This window comes from Paenibacillus sp. FSL W8-0186 (assembly GCF_037969765.1).
GTDB lineage: Bacteria > Bacillota > Bacilli > Paenibacillales > Paenibacillaceae > Fontibacillus > Fontibacillus woosongensis.
Map to the genome: position 1 here is coordinate 1148447 of NZ_CP150207.1, position 17141 is coordinate 1165587.

The following is a 17141-nucleotide window of genomic DNA, read 5'->3' on the forward strand; positions in this document are numbered from 1 at the left end:
GAGCCGGATAGGCAGAATTTTAGGCTAAGGGAGAGCTGACTATGTCGAACAATATACCGAATGTAATGGATGCAGCAGTACTGAACAAACCGATGGATATCGAAATCAAACAGGTGCCGGTTCCAAGCATTAAAGAGGATGAGGCTTTGGTGAAAGTGTACTGTATCGGAGTATGCGGCTCCGATGTCCATTATTACGAGCATGGGCGGATCGGCCGTTATGTCGTAGAGAAGCCGATCATTCTTGGCCATGAGCTGGCCGGGGAAGTGGTGCAGATCGGAGCGAAGGTCGCGAATGTCTCCGTCGGCGACCGGGTCGCCGTAGAGCCGGGAGTGGCTTGCGGGCGCTGCGAATACTGCAAATCGGGGCGCTATAATTTATGCCCGGACGTCGTCTTCATGGCTACTCCTCCGGTGGATGGAGCCTGGGCGGAATACGTTGCCGTGCGCAGCGACTTTCTGTTCCGGCTGCCGGATGAAATGAGCTTTGAGCAGGGGGCTTTGCTGGAGCCGCTGTCGGTGGGCATGCACGCGATGATTCGCGGCAAGGTCAGTCCGGCGGATCGGATGCTTGTGACAGGGCTCGGCCCGATCGGACTCCTGGCGATTCAGGCTGCGAAAATTTACGGCGTCACGGAAATTTACGCGACGGACGTCGTTCCGTTCCGGCAGGAGCTCGCGCTCAAAATGGGCGTTACCGCGGTCATCGATCCTTCGAAGGAAAATTTGAAGGAGCGGCTCGCAGAGCTGACCGGCGGACAAGGTGTGACGGTCGTCGTGGAATCGTCCGGTAACGGGCGGGCCATCGCGGACGCCTTTGGTGCCGTCAACCGCGGCGGGCGCGTTGTACTGGTCGGCATGCCGGCAGCGTCGGAAATCCCGGTCGATATCAACACGATCATCGACGGTGAGATCGATGTATACGGATTGTTCCGTTACGCCAACACGTATCCATCGGCTATTCAGGCTCTAAGCAAATCCGATATCGATATAGAACAGGTCATCACGCATAAATATGAGCTTAAGGATATTAAAGAAGCGGTCGAAGTCGCGCGCACCGAGAAGGAAACGAGCATCAAGGTTATGATTTATCCGAAGCTGTAAGCAGGCAGGCTGCCCGCCCGCTTCGCTATTCCCCTTAGACCAGTCAGGAGGCAATAAATATGAGGCTGCTGAGCAAGATGGGTTTGGACAAGACGCGAGGCCAGATTTTCGTCGGGTTCATCGTCATGATGATTATCGTGTTGTCATTAACGGTCAGCAGCCTCTATTATTTGCTGTCAAAGGTGCAGAAGGAGAACGCCTCCCGCTATATCGACGAAATTGCGGAGCAGGCCAGCGGACGGCTGGAATCGCTGCTGAGCGAAATCAATGTCCTGACTTTGCAGCTTGCAATGGATGAGCGGGTCCAGGATCAGCTTGCCGATGAATTGCGGGGCGAAACCACAACCTATGACGAGAAAATGCAGCTGCGAAAAATTCTGATCGATAAAACGGCATATTCGGAGACGATCCGGGAAATCGAGCTGTTCTCTGAGGAGAACAGCCTTTACCCGATTGTGGAGCAGAATATTGCTGCCCGGGTCGGTGAACGATACGTACGGGAGGCGAATGAAGCTCACCAGGTTGGCGCGATGATCTGGATAGGCCGCGACCCCCAGAATCCGGCGGATTTGCTGGCGGTCCGGAGGGTCAAGGTGGAGAAACTGGACTATCAGAACGGGGGATATTTGGTCATTCGCATCAAGCCCTCCCTCGTTGACTTCATCAGCAGGGATGTCGCAAAAGCAAGGGGAAGCATCATGCGGCTGCTCGATGCTGATGGCAATGAGATATCGCTGGCGGGAACTGAAGGCGCCGCGGCTTCCTCTGACACCCCGGAGGGGGATGGGATCAACAAGGCGGAGTATGTCACAGTGCAGCGGAAGATCAAAACGACCGATTGGCAGCTGGAGATTATGGTTCTGAAGACGGCTTTGACGGAGGAAATCCATTTTCTGCAGGATGTGCTCATCTGGGCCAGCGTTCTAAGCATCGTCGTATTCGCGGTCCTCTCCTATTACCTGTCTTTATTGATTACGTCGCCAATCAAAAGGCTGACGAGGGTCATGCAAAAGGGCAAAGGCGGGAACCCGCAGGAGAATCCGGGGACGTACTTCAATCGTGAGGTTAATCTGCTGAACGTGAAATATAATCAAATGGTCCGGGAGATCAACCATTTGATCAAGTCGGTTTATGAGAAAGAGCTGATCAAAAGCAAAAGCGAAATCAAAGCGCTGCATTCGCAAATTCACCCGCATTTCCTGTTCAATACGCTGGATTCGCTATACTGGGCCCATATCCGCAAAGGGGATGACGAGTTGGCCCAGATGGTCATCCGGCTTGCCGATATGTTCCGCTACAGCATTCAATTGAGCGGGGAGGACGGCTTCGTTACGGTGGCCGAGGAGCTGGAGCAGATCAAGCGCTACGTCTATATTATGAAGATGCGCTGGCATGAACGGCTGCAGGTTCACATTCATGACGACCCGGCCGTACATGGGCTGAAAATTCCGAAGCTGACGATTCAGCCGCTGATTGAGAATGCGATTGTTCATGGCATTGAACCGCTGGAAAGCGGAGGGATCATTGAGCTCACGGTTCGCGAGCGTGACGGGATTGTCTCGTTCCTCATCGCCGATAATGGTGTCGGCATGAGTGAAGCCGAGCTTGCGGACGTTCGGGAAAGGCTGCAGAATGATATGAATGTGGCGTTTATGTCCAGCGGCAAAGGCATTGGCATGTTCAATGTCAGCAAGCTGATTCAGTTCCATTACGGCTCCGATTACGGAATTCGCATCGAAAGCCGGCAAAATGGAGGCACCGTTGTTGAGGTGAGGATTCCTGCCGAGCAGGTTCAGGAGGAGGTGGATCGAGATGAGCATACCGGCGATCCTAGTCGTTGATGACGAATACAACACAAGAATGGGCGTGTCCTACACGCTGCAGCAATGGGGAGACGGCAAGATCGACATCGCCGCCGCGGAGAACGGGCAGCAGGCGCTGAACATGCTGCGGGAGCGGGAATACGATCTGCTCATCACCGATATCCGCATGCCCCTTATGACGGGTATTGAACTGCTGGAGGCGCTGCGAAGGGAGAAAAACGAGATCGCAGCCGTACTGCTTACCGGGTTCGCGGAATTCGAATACGCCCAGCAGGGCCTGCGGCTGGGAGCGATCGATTACCTGCTGAAGCCGGTGCAGCAATCCGAGCTCATCAAGATGGCCGAGAAGGCGCTAAACAAGGCCCGTCTGGCGAAAGAGCGAAGGAAGCGCCTGCAGCAGCATTTCGGCCAGCTTGAGCTGGGCGAAGCGGCTGCGGCAAATGGATGGCAAGGCCAGACGAGCCAGAATCAAGACCCGCTTAGCCTGCGTACGAGCAACGAGTATGTGATCAAAGCGGTTCAATACATCGACGGGCATATTTCTAACGTACTGACGATCAAGGAAGTGGCCCAGCAGGTCCATCTGAATCCGAGTTATTTCAGCGTGCTATTCAAGGAGGAGGCGGGGCTTACTTTTATCGACTACGTTACCCGGCTTCGCATGAAGAAGGCGAAGGAGCTGCTGGAAAGCTCCAGCCTAAGTCTGGATGCCATTTCAGAGCAGATCGGCCTGCAAACGACGAGCTATTTCATCCGCATGTTCAAGAAGTTTGAGAGAATGACCCCGAAGCAGTACCGCGATCAAGTGAAAATCAAATCCTAGGCTGCCTGATACGGGCAGCCTTTTTTAGTTAAATCCGAAGATTTTCAACAAAGATTCAGAAGAATAAAGCATATATGAAAAATATACAGTCATGCTATAATTTGTCTTAAATTATAGAATTTAGACAGGTGAAACAACTGGATAAAGGAGGAGGTTAATGGGGATATGATTATTTATTTTCAAGTTTTTATTTCGTTATTATTGTTTGTTTCTTCTATTACAAAAATTTTTAACTTAACTTCATTTCAGAAAACCATAGATCAGTTAGAGCCAATAAAAATGGTCAAACAACTGGGAGCAATGACAGTTATCATCATTGAACTAATTATTGGCATAACCATTCTGTTTAAAGAGTTATTGATATTTGCCCTGATATTATTATTCCTGTTATTGCTGTCATTTTTGTGGGCTGCGGTTAGGGCCATGAGTTTACATAGGTTAATTGATTGCAATTGTTTTGGGGGGGTAACCAATGAATCACTAGGTTGGGGAACGATATTAAAAGTTGTTGCTCTTGCCTTATGCGGGGCGGTACTGCTTTTATCAAGTACTACATTAAATATATGGAACTATCCGTTGAAGGATATTCTAGGTTCTTTATATTTTTCGATTTCAATACTTACATTATACAGTTTAATAAATATTACTATAAAGCTATTTGAAAGCGTTATCTTATATCAGGAGTAAGGAGTGAATTTATTGGAAAACTTCCTTGTGGTTGCAATATTTACAATGTGGACATGTATTATTTGTATTCTTTTTGCCATTGTCTTCTTGTATAAAAAAGTACAAAGCATAACGATGAGTGTGAATAATACAAACACGGACACGAACACGAACACAAACACAAACATGCATCCAGTTATTAATGATCTATTTCTGCCTTTAAGTGATTATGGATTAGAACAGGGGGAGTTATTTCCTGTACTTCAATTTACAGAGGTTTCTGGTAAAGTGATTAATTTGACTGAACGAAACAGCAGGGGACTGATCATAGTTTTTCTGTCAGTTAATTGCAAAATATGCGAGAGTGTTTACCAGGGTCTAAAATTGTTTTCTGAGCGCCACCCATACTATGATCTATCAATATTTATGGAATCGCCTACACCTGAAGAAGTTATTCAAAAAGCAAAAACTCTTCAAATCAAACATCCAATTTATCACTTGACTGAAGCGGATTTAACGATCACAAGAACACGGAAATTCCCCTTTGCTTACTATATTTCTCCTGAAGGTATTGTTATGTCAAAGGGCGTCATTAATGACGGCTTGAGAGACTTGGATATACTTCTTAAAATTGGCGCACAGGTTCGTGAGGCATCCTAGAATTTATTAAAAATATAGAAAGGAGGTGATAGCTAATGACATATTGTAATACTGCTTCTACTTGTACTTCAAGTATCTGTAGTCCTTACGGTATTAAAATCAGAGAGTACAATGAATACTGTCGTATTTATAATTCGAATAATCAAATTATCGATACGACATCCAGAACGTGGTATGTATGTGAATGCTAATTTTGTTTGTAACTAAGGATACACATCATGTGTATCCTTAGCCTTATAAATTTATGATTTGAAAGAGGCTAATTCATGATGCTAAACGATAAGGAGTTACAAAGTACGGGGACTGATAAAATCAGAAAATATAAGTTAACACTGCAATACATAAAAAGAATGCTTCTCATTGTTTGGTCCATCGATCCATTCCTACTGTGTACAACTCTCTTATTAAGGATCTCTCAGGCGCTTATTCCGGTATTGCAGACATGGTTAACTCTTCAGTTGGTAAACCAAATTACTTTGTTGCTAGAAAAAGGATCTCCTTATATATTAAATCCTCTTAGCACATTATTGTTACAGTTGTTAGTATTTATGGCTTCCGCCGGAATTAAAGCATGTGATCGATACGTCCTATCTAAATTAAGAATTAGAACCCAATATCATTTTGATCAACTAATAGCTGAAAAATCGTCTAAAATACCGCTAATTCATATGGAGAGTTCAGATTACTACGATCACTTTTATCGAATTTCAGGGAATTCAGTTAGAGTAATTAATCTTATTGATAATGTATTTTCTATTTTACAGAACACGGTTATGTTATTCAGTATGTTAATTTTAATGGCCGCTGTTCATTGGGGGCTTGCATTAGGAGTATTGTTATTGATTATTCCTTCTCTAATTGTGAATATTACAATAGGGAATTTAAGATATCGGCAAATGTTAGAGCAGACACCCGTCGAAAGGAAAACGGGATATTTACTAGATTTGTTAAGCTCTAGGCTAACAGCGAAGGAATTGCGAAGTTTTAATCTATCTAAATATTTTATAGACAGATGGAGTAAATTATTTTGGAAAAATGGATATGAAAAATTATATTTGGAAAAGAAAACATCGGTATCTGTTTTTGTTGTAGATGCATTTGGAATATTAGTAACAGGAACAGTAATGATATTACTTATTTGGTTAGGAGCTTTAGGGAAGTTAACTATGGGAGCATATGTAGCAATGACCCAGACACTAACCACTGTACAACGGGGACTAGAAGATATTGCTTTTAGAATGGCAGCCATTTACGAAGATTCTTTATTCTCGAACCCTTTGTTCACTTTTTTGGAACTTCCAGAGGAAGATCATGATGGAAGAGTGTTTTCTTTTCCAAATCAAATACTTAAGGGTATTCAAGTCAGAAACCTATCATTTAAGTATCCTAAACAGAATGTAAAGGCATTAGAAGATGTAAATATTCATATTAATCAAGGAGAGAAAATAGCAATTGTCGGTGAGAATGGCAGTGGCAAAACAACGTTAATAAAATGTTTGCTTGGATTATATCCAGCGACAGAGGGAGAAATATTAATTGATGATATTGATATCCGGCAAATAAACTTAACTGAGCTGCGAAATCATATCACGGTTCTGTATCAAGATTTTGTTCAATACCAATTTAGTGCGGAGGAAAATATTGGGGTTGGGAGAGTCGATAAAATGATGGATAAGGAGATGATATTTCGAGCGGCTGAAAAAGGAGGGGCGCTTGATTTCATTAAGGATTTAAAATTAGGTTTTGATACTCAATTAGGACCCTATTTCTCAGGAGGAGTGGAGTTATCTTTAGGACAATGGCAAAAGATGGCGATAAGCCGGGCTTTTTTTCGTGACGCTCCAATTGTAATTTTGGATGAACCTACTGCTGCCCTAGATCCATTGGCTGAAGCTGCAATATTTGATCAGTTCATGACACTATCTAAAGGAAAAACAGCTATTTTTATTTCTCATCGTCTAGGCAGTTGCCGAAATGCTGATCGAATTATTGTTATGAAAGAAGGGAAAATTGTTGAATCTGGTAACCATAATGAGTTGATTCATTTGCAAGGAGAATATCACAGGATGTTTCAGGCTCAATCCAAGTGGTATGTTCAGGAGGAAAAGGCGGAGTTTAGCGGGGAATTTCGATAATAAACAGATCTTGTCAGTTCAGCGCCGGAGAGGTACGCTCTCCGGCGTATTTTTTTGTGAAAAATTAAAAAGGGCTTTACAGTAATTGATCACTAGTGTACTATTAAACTATAACACTAGTACAAGGGAGTGGGATTATGAGCATACACGAACTAAAGACATATCCTACGGTGCTTTCGGTGAACCAGGTGAGCAAGAAAATCGGAGGCAAGCTGCTCGTGAATCGGCTGTCCTTCGATATTCATAAAGGGGAAATCGTCGGGCTGCTGGGTCCTAACGGAGCAGGCAAGACGACGACGATTCGGATAATCGTCGGGTTAATTTCCATGAGCGAGGGCGATATTTTTGTCATGGATAAGAGCATTCGCCGGAATTTCACCGAGGCGATTGCCCATATCGGCGGGATCATTGAGAATCCGGAGTTCTACCGGCATATGAGCGGCTATGATAATTTGAAGCAGTATCAGCGGATGGCGGAGGGGATTACCGAGGAACGGATCATGGAAGTGGCGAAGCTCGTGGGGCTCGAGCAGGCGCTGCATAAGAGGGTAAAGGCATACTCGCTCGGCATGCGCCAGCGGCTTGGCATTGCGCAGGCGCTGCTGCACCGGCCTTCGATCCTTATCTTGGATGAGCCGACGAACGGCCTGGATCCGGCAGGCATTCGGGAAATGCGGGATTATTTGAAGCAAATCGCCCGGGATGAGGGGATCGCGATTCTGGTCTCCAGCCATTTGCTGTCGGAGATGGAGCTGATGTGCAGCCGGGTCATTGTCATCCAGCAGGGCGAGCTCGTGACGGTGCGAAGCCTGGAAGAGCACCAAAGTGAAACAGAGTACGCCAAACTGAAGCTCCGGGTTGATGATGCCGTGCGGGCTAAGGAAAGACTGCAGCGGATGGAGGAAGTTATTATCACTGGCATAGCGCCTGAGAGCAAGGAAATCGCGGTTACCGTTCGGGAACGTTATATACCTCGCATGGTACAGGCACTAGGCGAGGAGCGGATCGGGCTGTACCGCATGGAAGAGAGCCGGGAATCGCTGGAAGACGAATTCCTTAAATGGACGGGAGGAAATTACATTGCGTAGTTTTGGTAAATTAGTGTGGAATGAATGGCTCAAAATGTTCAAGAAGCGCAGCTTCTTCGTGCCATATGCGATTATAGCAGCCTTCATTATTTTCTTGGCTTATATGACGCAATTTATGGGCGGGCTGCAAAGCGTCCTGACGGCTCCGCAGTTTGCGCAGGCGGTTATCTCGAAGAATGGACTTGGACAATTCCTTGTGATGCTGAGCATCATCTGCACGGCGGGCGCCGTCTCCAAGGAATTCAGCGGCGGAACGATCAAGCTGCTGTTGATCCGTTCGGTAAGCCGCAGCAAGATTCTGGCTTCCAAGTATGCGATTGTACTGCTGTATTCATTATCGCTAACCCTGTTTGCACTAATCGTCGGCCTGGTCACTGGCAGCGTGATGTTCGGCTTCTCAGACATGGCCGGGTTCGGCAATCTGCTTAGCGCCACTCTGTACCATGCTGTATACATGGCCATTTATGTGACCGCCGCGTTTATGTTCGGGACGCTAACCCGGTCGAGCGGAGCGACGATTGGCATCGGCATGACGCTGCTAATGCTGGAAGGGCTCGTCGTTGCCCTGCTGTCCAAATATTCATTCGTGAAATATCTGCTGTTCACGAATGCCGATTTATCGGTATATGCAAATGGCCGGCCGCCATTTGAGGGGATGACTATGGCTTTTTCGCTCATCGTATTGGCTGTTTACATGTTCTTGTTTCTCGGGGCCAGCTTTGTTACGTTTAAGAAGCGTGATGTCGCCTAAGGGGCATAGCCCCATGGGATAGGGCGGAAAGGGGTACGACACATTGTGAGTATTGAATTTGATAATAACTTGCCGATTTATTTGCAGATCATGGATTATATCAAAAGAGAAATTGTGACGGGCAAGCTGAAGGCGGGAGACAAAATTCCGTCGGTCCGCGAGCTTGCTGTGGAGCTGCAAATCAATCCGAATACCGTGCAGCGGACGTTCCAGGAGCTGGAGCGGGAAGCGATTGTAGAGACTAGAAGAGGGTTAGGAAGATACGTGACAAGTGAGGAATCGAAAATTATGAGGATCAAAAAGGAAATGGCCGGAGATTTACTGGAACGATTCATCCACGGGATGCAGGAGCTCGGATTCTCAAGCGAGGATATCGCTGCGATCGTAACTGAAGCGGTTCAAGGCGAGGCCAGCGAACTACAACGTTCAAACGATTGATATTGCTGAGCAGGGGCATGAGCATAGAATCATCAGTATGAGAAGGGAAACGATTATCATGGAAAATATACTGGAATTTCAAAGTGTATCCAAATCCTATGGTTCCAAAAAAGCATTGCACGAGGTGTCATTCACCGTTGGGGCTGGTAAAATCGTAGGCCTCTTGGGAACGAACGGCAGCGGCAAAAGCACGATCATGAAAGTTGCGGCCGGTCTGATCCAGCCGTCGCAGGGAACGGCTGCAGTTCTTGGGACTCCCGTCGGTCTGAAGACGAAATCGGACGTGTCCTTTATGCCGGATCAGCCGTTGACGGAATCCTGGATGAAGGTCCGTGATGCAGTAAGGTTTTACCAGGATTTCTATCATGATTTTGACGAAGAGAAGGCGCGCCGGATGCTCGACTTCATGAACCTGAATGAAAAGGAGCGAATCACCTCCTTGTCCAAAGGGATGAACGAGCGGCTGCATCTGACCTTGACTTTATCTAGAAATGCCAAGCTGTACTTACTGGATGAGCCGATCGGCGGGGTAGATCCGGTAGCCCGGGATAAAATTCTCGATGCAATCGTGGAATTCTATAACGAAGACAGCAGTCTGCTGATCTCTACCCATCTCGTGCGGGATATTGAACGGATTTTTGATGAAGTGATTTTCATCCGCGAGGGTGAAGTCGTGATGCAGCAGGAGGTAGAAGAGCTGCGGATGAAGTATGGAAAAAGCGTGGATGACATGTTCAAAGAGGTGTATGCGTAATGTTGAAGCTGCTGAAGTACGATTGGAAGCGAAATGCGAATTTGTCGCTGGGGCTGCTCGCTGTGCTAGTTTTTCTGCAAATCGTCATCGGGGTCGTTGGCAATGTCAGGGGTTGGGAGCAGTCGATCATATTTGTCCTCTCCTTTATGTTGTATACGATGACCGGAATCATTCTAATCATCATCGCCTCCAAGACGTTCGAGAATAATATAAAGGCTTATAGCCGCAGGCTGCTGCCGGTTCGTCCGGTCTGGACGGCCGTATCCAGCATCGTGCTGTGGTGGCTGTTTACTGCGGTGTTAGCGGGAATCGCCTTGCTCCACTATTATATTTATGTTAGTTTGGTCCATTCGACCCCGGTATGGCCGGAGGGAATGATGGTAACCAGCCTGCTGGAATTGTTTAAATTCATCTTCGCCATCTTCTGGACACTCACCTATTTGATGCTGATGATCCTCTTGTCGATGACGATCGGGGCCAGCGTCAGCCTGCGCGGCAAAGCCGGCACATGGGTGGGGATCATAGCATTTTTCATAATTCAATATGTATTAAGCCTTGTAGAGAGCGCGCTGTTCGGCGGATTTGACGCGAAGCTGTTTAGCATAGGTATTATACAATCCTCCAATGATTCTATTAACGCCCAGGTCATGTCGAGCGCGCCGATACTGCAGATAGGGCAGCTGCTGTTTGATGGAGCCATGTTTGCCTTGATGCTGCTGCTGATCAACTATTTATTGAGCAAGAAGGTTGAAATATAGAAGAGCCCCTTCGCATTTACTCGATGGGCTCCAGGCTGATCGCTTTAACTTTAAGATCAGATCCGTATTCCAGAATGGCATTTACGGCAAACGCTGCGGGAGAGACGCTTCCCGGGACAGTAGCGGTAATTACGCCGTCGGCAGCGCTGTATCCGATGACCGAGCCGAATGAAACCTCCTCATTCCAGAGTACCGCATCCGATTCGAGGTAGTTTTGTTCCACCTCATCGGTGTCTGTCGTCACGATGACCCTGACTTGGTTATGCTCATGCTGGATATCAGAGGTTACCTGGTCTTTAATGGCCTGAAGAGGGTCTTCAAGCGATAGCTCAGACAAGTCCTCCTTGTTCAGCACATGGATTTCCTGTTCGTTCATTCCTGTTCCGTAGCCCGTGGTCAGGATAATAATAATTTCATGCTGCTCGTCGCGATTGATGTCTGCGATATGAACGGCGGGATAATATGTCTTGTTCGTGACATTGGTCCAATCGAAATATTTGCTGAGCTGGCCGACCTGAACGGTAAGCCCTCTGAAAACATCCGAATCCGTATGCTTAGAAGCGGAAATAATCACGTCATTTGCTTTGACCAGATGGATCAGGCTCTCATCCGGCGCAGAGGCCGCATTAGCGCCGGCGGCGTTCTCGCTGGCACGGCCGCAAGCGGCAAGCGTAAAGGCGATCAACATAAATAGTATGCATTTATTTAAATATTGGATAAGCAAACTGAGCAACTCCTTCAATTAGAAATCTCATTGTGTAGTATACATGATGCAGGAATTGCAAATGTATCTAAATGGTCATCGCTTTGTCAATGTTATGGCATACACAGCTTTAAGGCCAAGCAGGATGTGCTGCTTGGCCCCTTTGTGTGTACTATGCCCAGTAGAATGGTATTAAGGCTTGCTCTTTCGGCCAAAAATCAGCTTATGGCCGATAATGCCAACCATGAAAATGATAAGGCTGTCCCAAGGCGAGACGGTGAAGGCGGGCAGCAGCCAGTTTAACCCAAGGCCGACTACGCCCACGGCTGCGGCAATTCCGATATAAACCCCGAGTGTCTTCGGGTCGAATTTCGCTGGCTGGAGCTTGGAATGCTCCTGCTCTTGCTCTTGTCCTGCTTTGCGCTTCGTTCCCGGGCCGAGATACCGGGTAACCCCTTCGACAAGCGCGATCGAGAGAACGGCGATGACAAGCAGCGAAGCTGTGCTGATCCGGGTGTATTCCAGTTCTCCGCCAAACCATTTGCTGAAGAAGCCAGTGAGCATGTAAATAAAGAATACCCAAGTCAGAGCGACCCAGGGAATCATCGTATAATATTTGATTTTTTCCTTCAAGGTTCGCGGCTTTTTCATCATGACGTCATCCGCAAGCTGCTCGCAGTAAGCTCTTGGATCGTCGCCGAATAATTCGGCAGCGGAAATATTCTTTTCTTGATTTTTAATAATGCGCCGGGCCAGCTCTAGAAGAACTTCTTCACCCTTCGCCTCCGTCAGCGAACTGGAACCGGAGCGGAAATACATCACCATTTCTCCGAAATAAGCCTCATTAGCCGGGGACATCTGCCCTCTTAATTGATTCGTCTCTCTGATCATTTCGTGAATGTACATGAATCTCTCCTTCCAGGCGGATTGGCTAATTATGCAATCTCCCAATTCTGTATGTGAATTACCGATTTTCTCCAGTAGTATACTGTATATTTCACGTCTCCCGCAAGGGTCCTCGGAAGTGTCGCCGGAGTGAGTCTGGAGAATCACCGGAGGAGCTGGAATAAAAATACGCCGTCCCTCCAACACTATAAAGCAGGAAGAAATGAGCGGCATTTCTTCCGAGATTACAAGAAGCGAGGTGCACAGCCATGGGAAAGTTCCACTCGGAGCTGACTCGGAAATATTTGCTGAATAGCCAATCGAGGGGCAGTCTTGAAGAAGTGACGGAGATTGATGCCGAGGAGGAATTCGCGGCTCAGGAGCAGCCGTTGCAGGACGATGAGCCATGGCTTGCCGGGGACATACCGGGGGGCGGCTCCAGCGAAGGCCAGGAGTTGACCCAGAATTACTTTCGGCAGTATTATGATTAATTCAGGAAACGATTGACACTCAGCCTCCTGAGATGCTAAGATAAGTTTATAATTCATATTAAACTTATCGGATTAATTGATATATTGCGTGGCATAAAGGGAGGCTTGAGCGGATGGAACGGCAAATCGTGATTAACCATGGAGAAGAGAAAATAACGGCCAGTATTCATTACCCAGGCGAGACGGTTAAGAGAGAGGGGCGCTGCAAGGACCGCGTGCCGCTGATCATCATCTGCCATGGATTCGTCGGCAGCCGGATTGGCGTGGACCGCTTGTTCGTAAAGGCGGCCCGTGAGCTCGCTTCCGAGGGCAATCTAGTTGTCCGGTTCGATTATATCGGCTGCGGAGAGAGCAGCGGAGAGTACGGACAGGAAGGCATCGACTCCATGATCGCCCAGACGCGCACGGTTCTGGATTACGGATTGAGCTGCGGGGACATTGATCCCACGCGGGTCATTCTTATCGGGCACAGCCTCGGAGGCGCAATCGCACTTCTTACCGCCGTACGGGACCGCCGTGTCAAGAAGCTTATTCTGTGGTCTTCTGTCGGCTATCCTTTCAATGACATCGTTAAAATTACGGGCCGGAACGTCTACGATGAAGCGCAGGAGAAAGGTGTCGCCGATTATCTCGGTTACGGATTCACTCCGGTGTTCTTTGACTCGCTTGGCACCTATCAGCCGTTCCAGGAAGCGATTAAGTTTAGCGGGGACGTGCTTGTTGTTCACGGCACTTCAGATGATGCAATCCCTGTCGATTATGCGTTCCTGTTCCAGAAGGTATTCTGGATGCGTCCGGAAGGCCGCTGCGATAAGGAAATTATTTTTCAGGCTGACCACACCTACTCCTCTGGCGAGCATCGCAGTCAATTGCTGCTGAAGACGAAGGAGTGGCTGAATCAGCTGGAAGCTGTTCAGAGCGACTGGCAGCACTGGATGATATAGCAAGGCGTCTGATACAGGAAAAATCATATCCGCAGGACTCTCAAGCGCAGTGCCGTAAACAACGGCACTGCTTTTCTTTGGCTAAAGTCTTTTCGACATATGGACAATCAGCGTATAATATGAGGAAAAACATGGTGCTCGGAGGATATGATTTTGAAATGCTCAAATGGATTGAAACGATCAAAGCATGCGCTGCTGCTCTTATTGTTGTCTAGCTTATTTATTATACCTGCTTGCGGGCAAGGGAAAGCTGCCGTCATAGGCGGGGGCCAGATAGAGGACATCCCTGTGCAAATGGAGGAGCCGGTTGTAGAGGAACCGCCCGTAGTCTTTAAGGCGCCGCTGACCGGCCTGCCGGTAGAAGAGCCGATTACCCGGAGGCCGTTCGCAGTAATGATTAATAACGCCCCGGCCGCCAGGCCGCAATCCGGCTTGGGACAAGCGGATATCGTGTATGAAGTTCTGGCGGAGGGCGGGGTGACCCGGATGATCGCCATTTATCAAAGCGGTGACGAGGCAACCCGAATCGGGCCGGTGCGCAGCATACGCCCTTATATGATTGATCTTGGTGAAAGCCATCACGCCGTGACTGTCCATGCGGGAGCCAGTAATGACGCGTTTGCCATACTTCAGCAGCAGCGCAAGGAGGATCTCGACGAAATTACGAATGCTGGTGTATATTTCTGGCGGGATAAATCGCGGAAGGCGCCTCATAACCTGTATACCAATTTGGAGCAGCTGCTGGAGGGAGCGGTTAAACGGGGTTATGCAACCGAGCAAGAGGAGGCAGTTCCGACCTATCCATTCCGCAATGAAGAGGACCCGGGAGAAGGATTACCGGCCGGGCAGGTCGAGGTTAAATTTCAACTTAATAATTATCGGGTAACTTATGAATATGACTCCGGTACGAAGCTGTACAAACGATTCATTAACGATGCGCCGCATAACGATCTCGATACAGACACCCAGCTGACTGCGGCCAACGTCGTCATTATGGGAGCAGACCATAAAGTGCTGGACGATGTCGGACGATTGGCTGTTAACCTGGAAACGGGCGGAGAAGCGGTTATTTTTCAGCGCGGGAACATGATTCGCGGCCAGTGGATACGGAAGTCTGGCGATATTATCCGTTTTGTGAAGGATAATGCGGAGATTCCATTTTACCCTGGGATTACATACATTAACGTTGTGCCAAATGAGCCGGGATTTGACAGTCGTTTTACAGCTGAATGAGTCGAAAAATAGGAAAGTATTTCATCGTCATGCAATATAAGGGATAGGAACCGCTAACAAAGGGGTATTATAATGTGAAGACGTGAAATGTTTGTAACAAAAGTATTCACGTTGTCGCTAATTGTGTTAAGATATTCAGGGTTATGTCATCCGAGTGTATCAGAAACACATGCAGAGAAAAGGGGATAAGAGATGCGAGCGAAAAAGAAGGATATCTTTTTCCAGACGTTAGAAAATATGGCGGATACGATCGTGCATTCGGCGGATTATTTCGCCCAGCAGGTATCGGAGCTTAAGGATGTAGAGCAATTCGCAAAGCAAATGAAGGAATTTGAGTCGAAATGTGACGGTTTTACGCACACGATTATTGTCGAACTGAACAAAACGTTTATTACACCGATTGAACGTGATGACATCATGAACCTGACGACGACGCTCGACGATGTGATAGATGGACTGGAGGCAACGACCTCCCGCTTCTTCATGTATCATTTGAGCGAGCCGGACGAGCATATTGTTCAATTTGCGGAAATACTGCGTACCTCTGCTTATGAAATTCAAAAGGCAGTACATTTGCTATCCCAGAAAAAACTGCTTGCGATTCGCGAGCATACGATTCGACTGAACGATCTCGAGAACCAGGGGGACGAGCTGCTGCGTATTTGCATTAACGAGCTGTTCGCCAAGGTAACGGATCCGATCGTTCTGATCAAGAAGAAGGAAATTTATGAACGTCTCGAGACGACAACGGATGCGTGCGAGCACGTTGCCAATATGCTGGAATCCATTATCATGCGCAATTCATAAGAAACTTCGCTTTATCATTCAATTTTCCGGGAGGTTGGAATTGCGCGGATAATATACAAATACAACGATCTGTGCAATAAATGAGACTATGGATACGAGTTTAATCATCATACTGATTGTCATCTTTCTGGCGCTGGCCTTCGACTTCATCAACGGCTTTCATGATACTGCCAATGCGATTGCGACCTCGGTATCGACGCGCGCGTTAAAGCCGCGTACCGCGATCATGCTTGCCGCTGTCATGAACTTTGTCGGAGCCATGATGTTCACGGGCGTCGCGAAGACGATCGGCGGCAGTGTAGCCGACCCAGCCAAGCTGGATAACGGTCTGGAGATCCTTGTCGCAACATTGCTCGCCGCGATTATATGGAATTTGGTTACCTGGTGGTTCGGTATCCCTTCCTCATCTTCGCATGCTTTGATCGGTGCCCTGGCCGGGGCGGTATTTGTCGGCGCCGGCTCCGAGAACCTGAACTGGAGCGGGTTTACGACAATTATTGAAGGACTTATATTTTCTCCGCTGATTGCCTTTGCTATCGGTTATGTCGTGATGATGGTCCTGAAATGGGTGTTTGCAAAGCGCAGCCCGCATACGGTCAATAAGGGGTTCCGCTCGATGCAGGTCATTACGGCGGCCATTCAAGCGTTCACACATGGTACCAACGACGCTCAGAAGGCGATGGGGATTATCACCTTCGCCCTTGTCACAGCCAATTATCAGGATAATATGGACGTTCCTTTATGGGTTAAGATCGCGGCAGCAACAGCGATGGCACTAGGCACTTCGATCGGCGGCTGGAAGATCATCAAGACGATGGGGACAAAAATATTCAAAATCGAGCCTATCAACGGGTTCGCGGCCGATCTGTCGGCGGCATCGGTTATTTTTGGCGCCACGTTATTCCATTTGCCGGTGAGTACAACGCATGCCATCACGTCCGCGATCCTTGGCGTAGGATCGGCCAAACGCTTCTCCGCCGTCAAATGGGGAGTTGCCGGACGAATCGTCGTCGCTTGGGTGATTACGATTCCGATTGTAGCCGTCCTGGCCGGATTAATATATATCATACTGTTCTAGC

Annotated in this window: 18 protein-coding genes; 16 read left to right on the forward strand and 2 right to left on the reverse strand. The window is 47.8% G+C overall.

What is annotated here, in order from left to right; all coding sequences use genetic code 11:
- The first annotated feature begins 41 nt into the window (after positions 1–41).
- The 11 genes from MKX50_RS04850 to MKX50_RS04900 all read left to right on the forward strand — a co-directional run bounded on the left by MKX50_RS04850 (position 42) and on the right by MKX50_RS04900 (position 10999).
- The gene (locus tag MKX50_RS04850) at positions 42–1103 is read left to right on the forward strand and encodes an NAD(P)-dependent alcohol dehydrogenase (RefSeq protein WP_213594209.1); all 1062 of its coding nucleotides are present in this window, start codon (positions 42–44) and stop codon (positions 1101–1103) included.
- Between the two features lie 59 nt (positions 1104–1162).
- Positions 1163–2944: a sensor histidine kinase gene (locus tag MKX50_RS04855; protein ID WP_339158553.1), complete on the forward strand. Its 1782-nt coding sequence runs from the start codon at positions 1163–1165 to the stop codon at positions 2942–2944.
- Entirely contained in the window at positions 2916–3749 is an 834-nt protein-coding gene (locus MKX50_RS04860) for a response regulator (protein ID WP_213594213.1), read from the forward strand. The genes MKX50_RS04855 and MKX50_RS04860 overlap by 29 nt, the downstream gene beginning before the upstream one ends.
- 165 nt (positions 3750–3914) lie before the next feature.
- Positions 3915–4436 carry a MauE/DoxX family redox-associated membrane protein gene (locus MKX50_RS04865; protein ID WP_213594215.1) on the forward strand — a complete coding sequence of 174 codons (522 nt, stop codon included), beginning with the start codon at positions 3915–3917 and terminating at the stop codon, positions 4434–4436.
- A 3-nt stretch (positions 4437–4439) separates the two neighbouring features.
- Positions 4440–5075, forward strand: coding sequence for a hypothetical protein (locus MKX50_RS04870; protein ID WP_339158554.1), 636 nt, complete (start codon positions 4440–4442; stop codon positions 5073–5075).
- A gap of 266 nt (positions 5076–5341) precedes the next feature.
- A complete protein-coding gene (locus MKX50_RS04875) occupies positions 5342–7210 on the forward strand; it encodes an ABC transporter ATP-binding protein (protein ID WP_339158555.1) in 1869 nt (622 codons plus the stop codon).
- 137 nt (positions 7211–7347) lie between these two features.
- Positions 7348–8298, forward strand: a complete 951-nt coding sequence (locus MKX50_RS04880) for an ATP-binding cassette domain-containing protein (protein WP_339158556.1) — start codon at positions 7348–7350, stop codon at positions 8296–8298.
- Positions 8291–9049, forward strand: coding sequence for an ABC transporter permease (locus MKX50_RS04885; protein WP_213594223.1), 759 nt, complete (start codon positions 8291–8293; stop codon positions 9047–9049). The genes MKX50_RS04880 and MKX50_RS04885 overlap by 8 nt, the downstream gene beginning before the upstream one ends.
- Before the next feature lie 45 nt (positions 9050–9094).
- A complete protein-coding gene (locus MKX50_RS04890) occupies positions 9095–9487 on the forward strand; it encodes a GntR family transcriptional regulator (protein WP_213594225.1) in 393 nt (130 codons plus the stop codon).
- A gap of 58 nt (positions 9488–9545) precedes the next feature.
- A complete protein-coding gene (locus MKX50_RS04895; RefSeq protein ID WP_339160019.1) occupies positions 9546–10241 on the forward strand; it encodes an ABC transporter ATP-binding protein in 696 nt (231 codons plus the stop codon).
- Complete coding sequence (locus MKX50_RS04900) at positions 10241–10999, forward strand: hypothetical protein (protein ID WP_213594229.1); 759 nt, start codon at positions 10241–10243, stop codon at positions 10997–10999. The genes MKX50_RS04895 and MKX50_RS04900 overlap by 1 nt, the downstream gene beginning before the upstream one ends.
- A gap of 16 nt (positions 11000–11015) precedes the next feature.
- Here the strand turns inward: MKX50_RS04900 and MKX50_RS04905 are convergent, their stop codons facing one another.
- Both MKX50_RS04905 and MKX50_RS04910 read right to left on the reverse strand, forming a co-directional pair.
- Positions 11016–11723 (reverse strand): hypothetical protein, encoded by a 708-nt coding sequence (locus MKX50_RS04905; RefSeq protein WP_339158557.1) that lies wholly within the window; start codon positions 11721–11723, stop codon positions 11016–11018.
- A gap of 171 nt (positions 11724–11894) precedes the next feature.
- Positions 11895–12608: a hypothetical protein gene (locus tag MKX50_RS04910; RefSeq protein ID WP_339158558.1), complete on the reverse strand. Its 714-nt coding sequence runs from the start codon at positions 12606–12608 to the stop codon at positions 11895–11897.
- 248 nt (positions 12609–12856) lie between these two features.
- Here MKX50_RS04910 and MKX50_RS04915 point away from each other — a divergent pair, with 248 nt between their 5' ends.
- From MKX50_RS04915 to MKX50_RS04935, 5 genes are all read left to right on the forward strand, one after another.
- Positions 12857–13078, forward strand: a complete 222-nt coding sequence (locus MKX50_RS04915; RefSeq protein ID WP_213594234.1) for a hypothetical protein — start codon at positions 12857–12859, stop codon at positions 13076–13078.
- Between the two features lie 113 nt (positions 13079–13191).
- Positions 13192–14022 (forward strand): alpha/beta fold hydrolase, encoded by an 831-nt coding sequence (locus MKX50_RS04920; RefSeq protein ID WP_213594236.1) that lies wholly within the window; start codon positions 13192–13194, stop codon positions 14020–14022.
- A gap of 171 nt (positions 14023–14193) precedes the next feature.
- Entirely contained in the window at positions 14194–15255 is a 1062-nt protein-coding gene (locus MKX50_RS04925; RefSeq protein WP_339158559.1) for a DUF3048 domain-containing protein, read from the forward strand.
- Between the two features lie 192 nt (positions 15256–15447).
- Positions 15448–16062, forward strand: a complete 615-nt coding sequence (locus MKX50_RS04930; protein WP_213594240.1) for a DUF47 family protein — start codon at positions 15448–15450, stop codon at positions 16060–16062.
- A gap of 88 nt (positions 16063–16150) precedes the next feature.
- On the forward strand, positions 16151–17140 hold the full coding sequence (locus MKX50_RS04935) for an inorganic phosphate transporter (protein WP_213594242.1): 990 nt from the start codon (positions 16151–16153) through the stop codon (positions 17138–17140).
- Position 17141 lies beyond the last annotated feature (1 nt).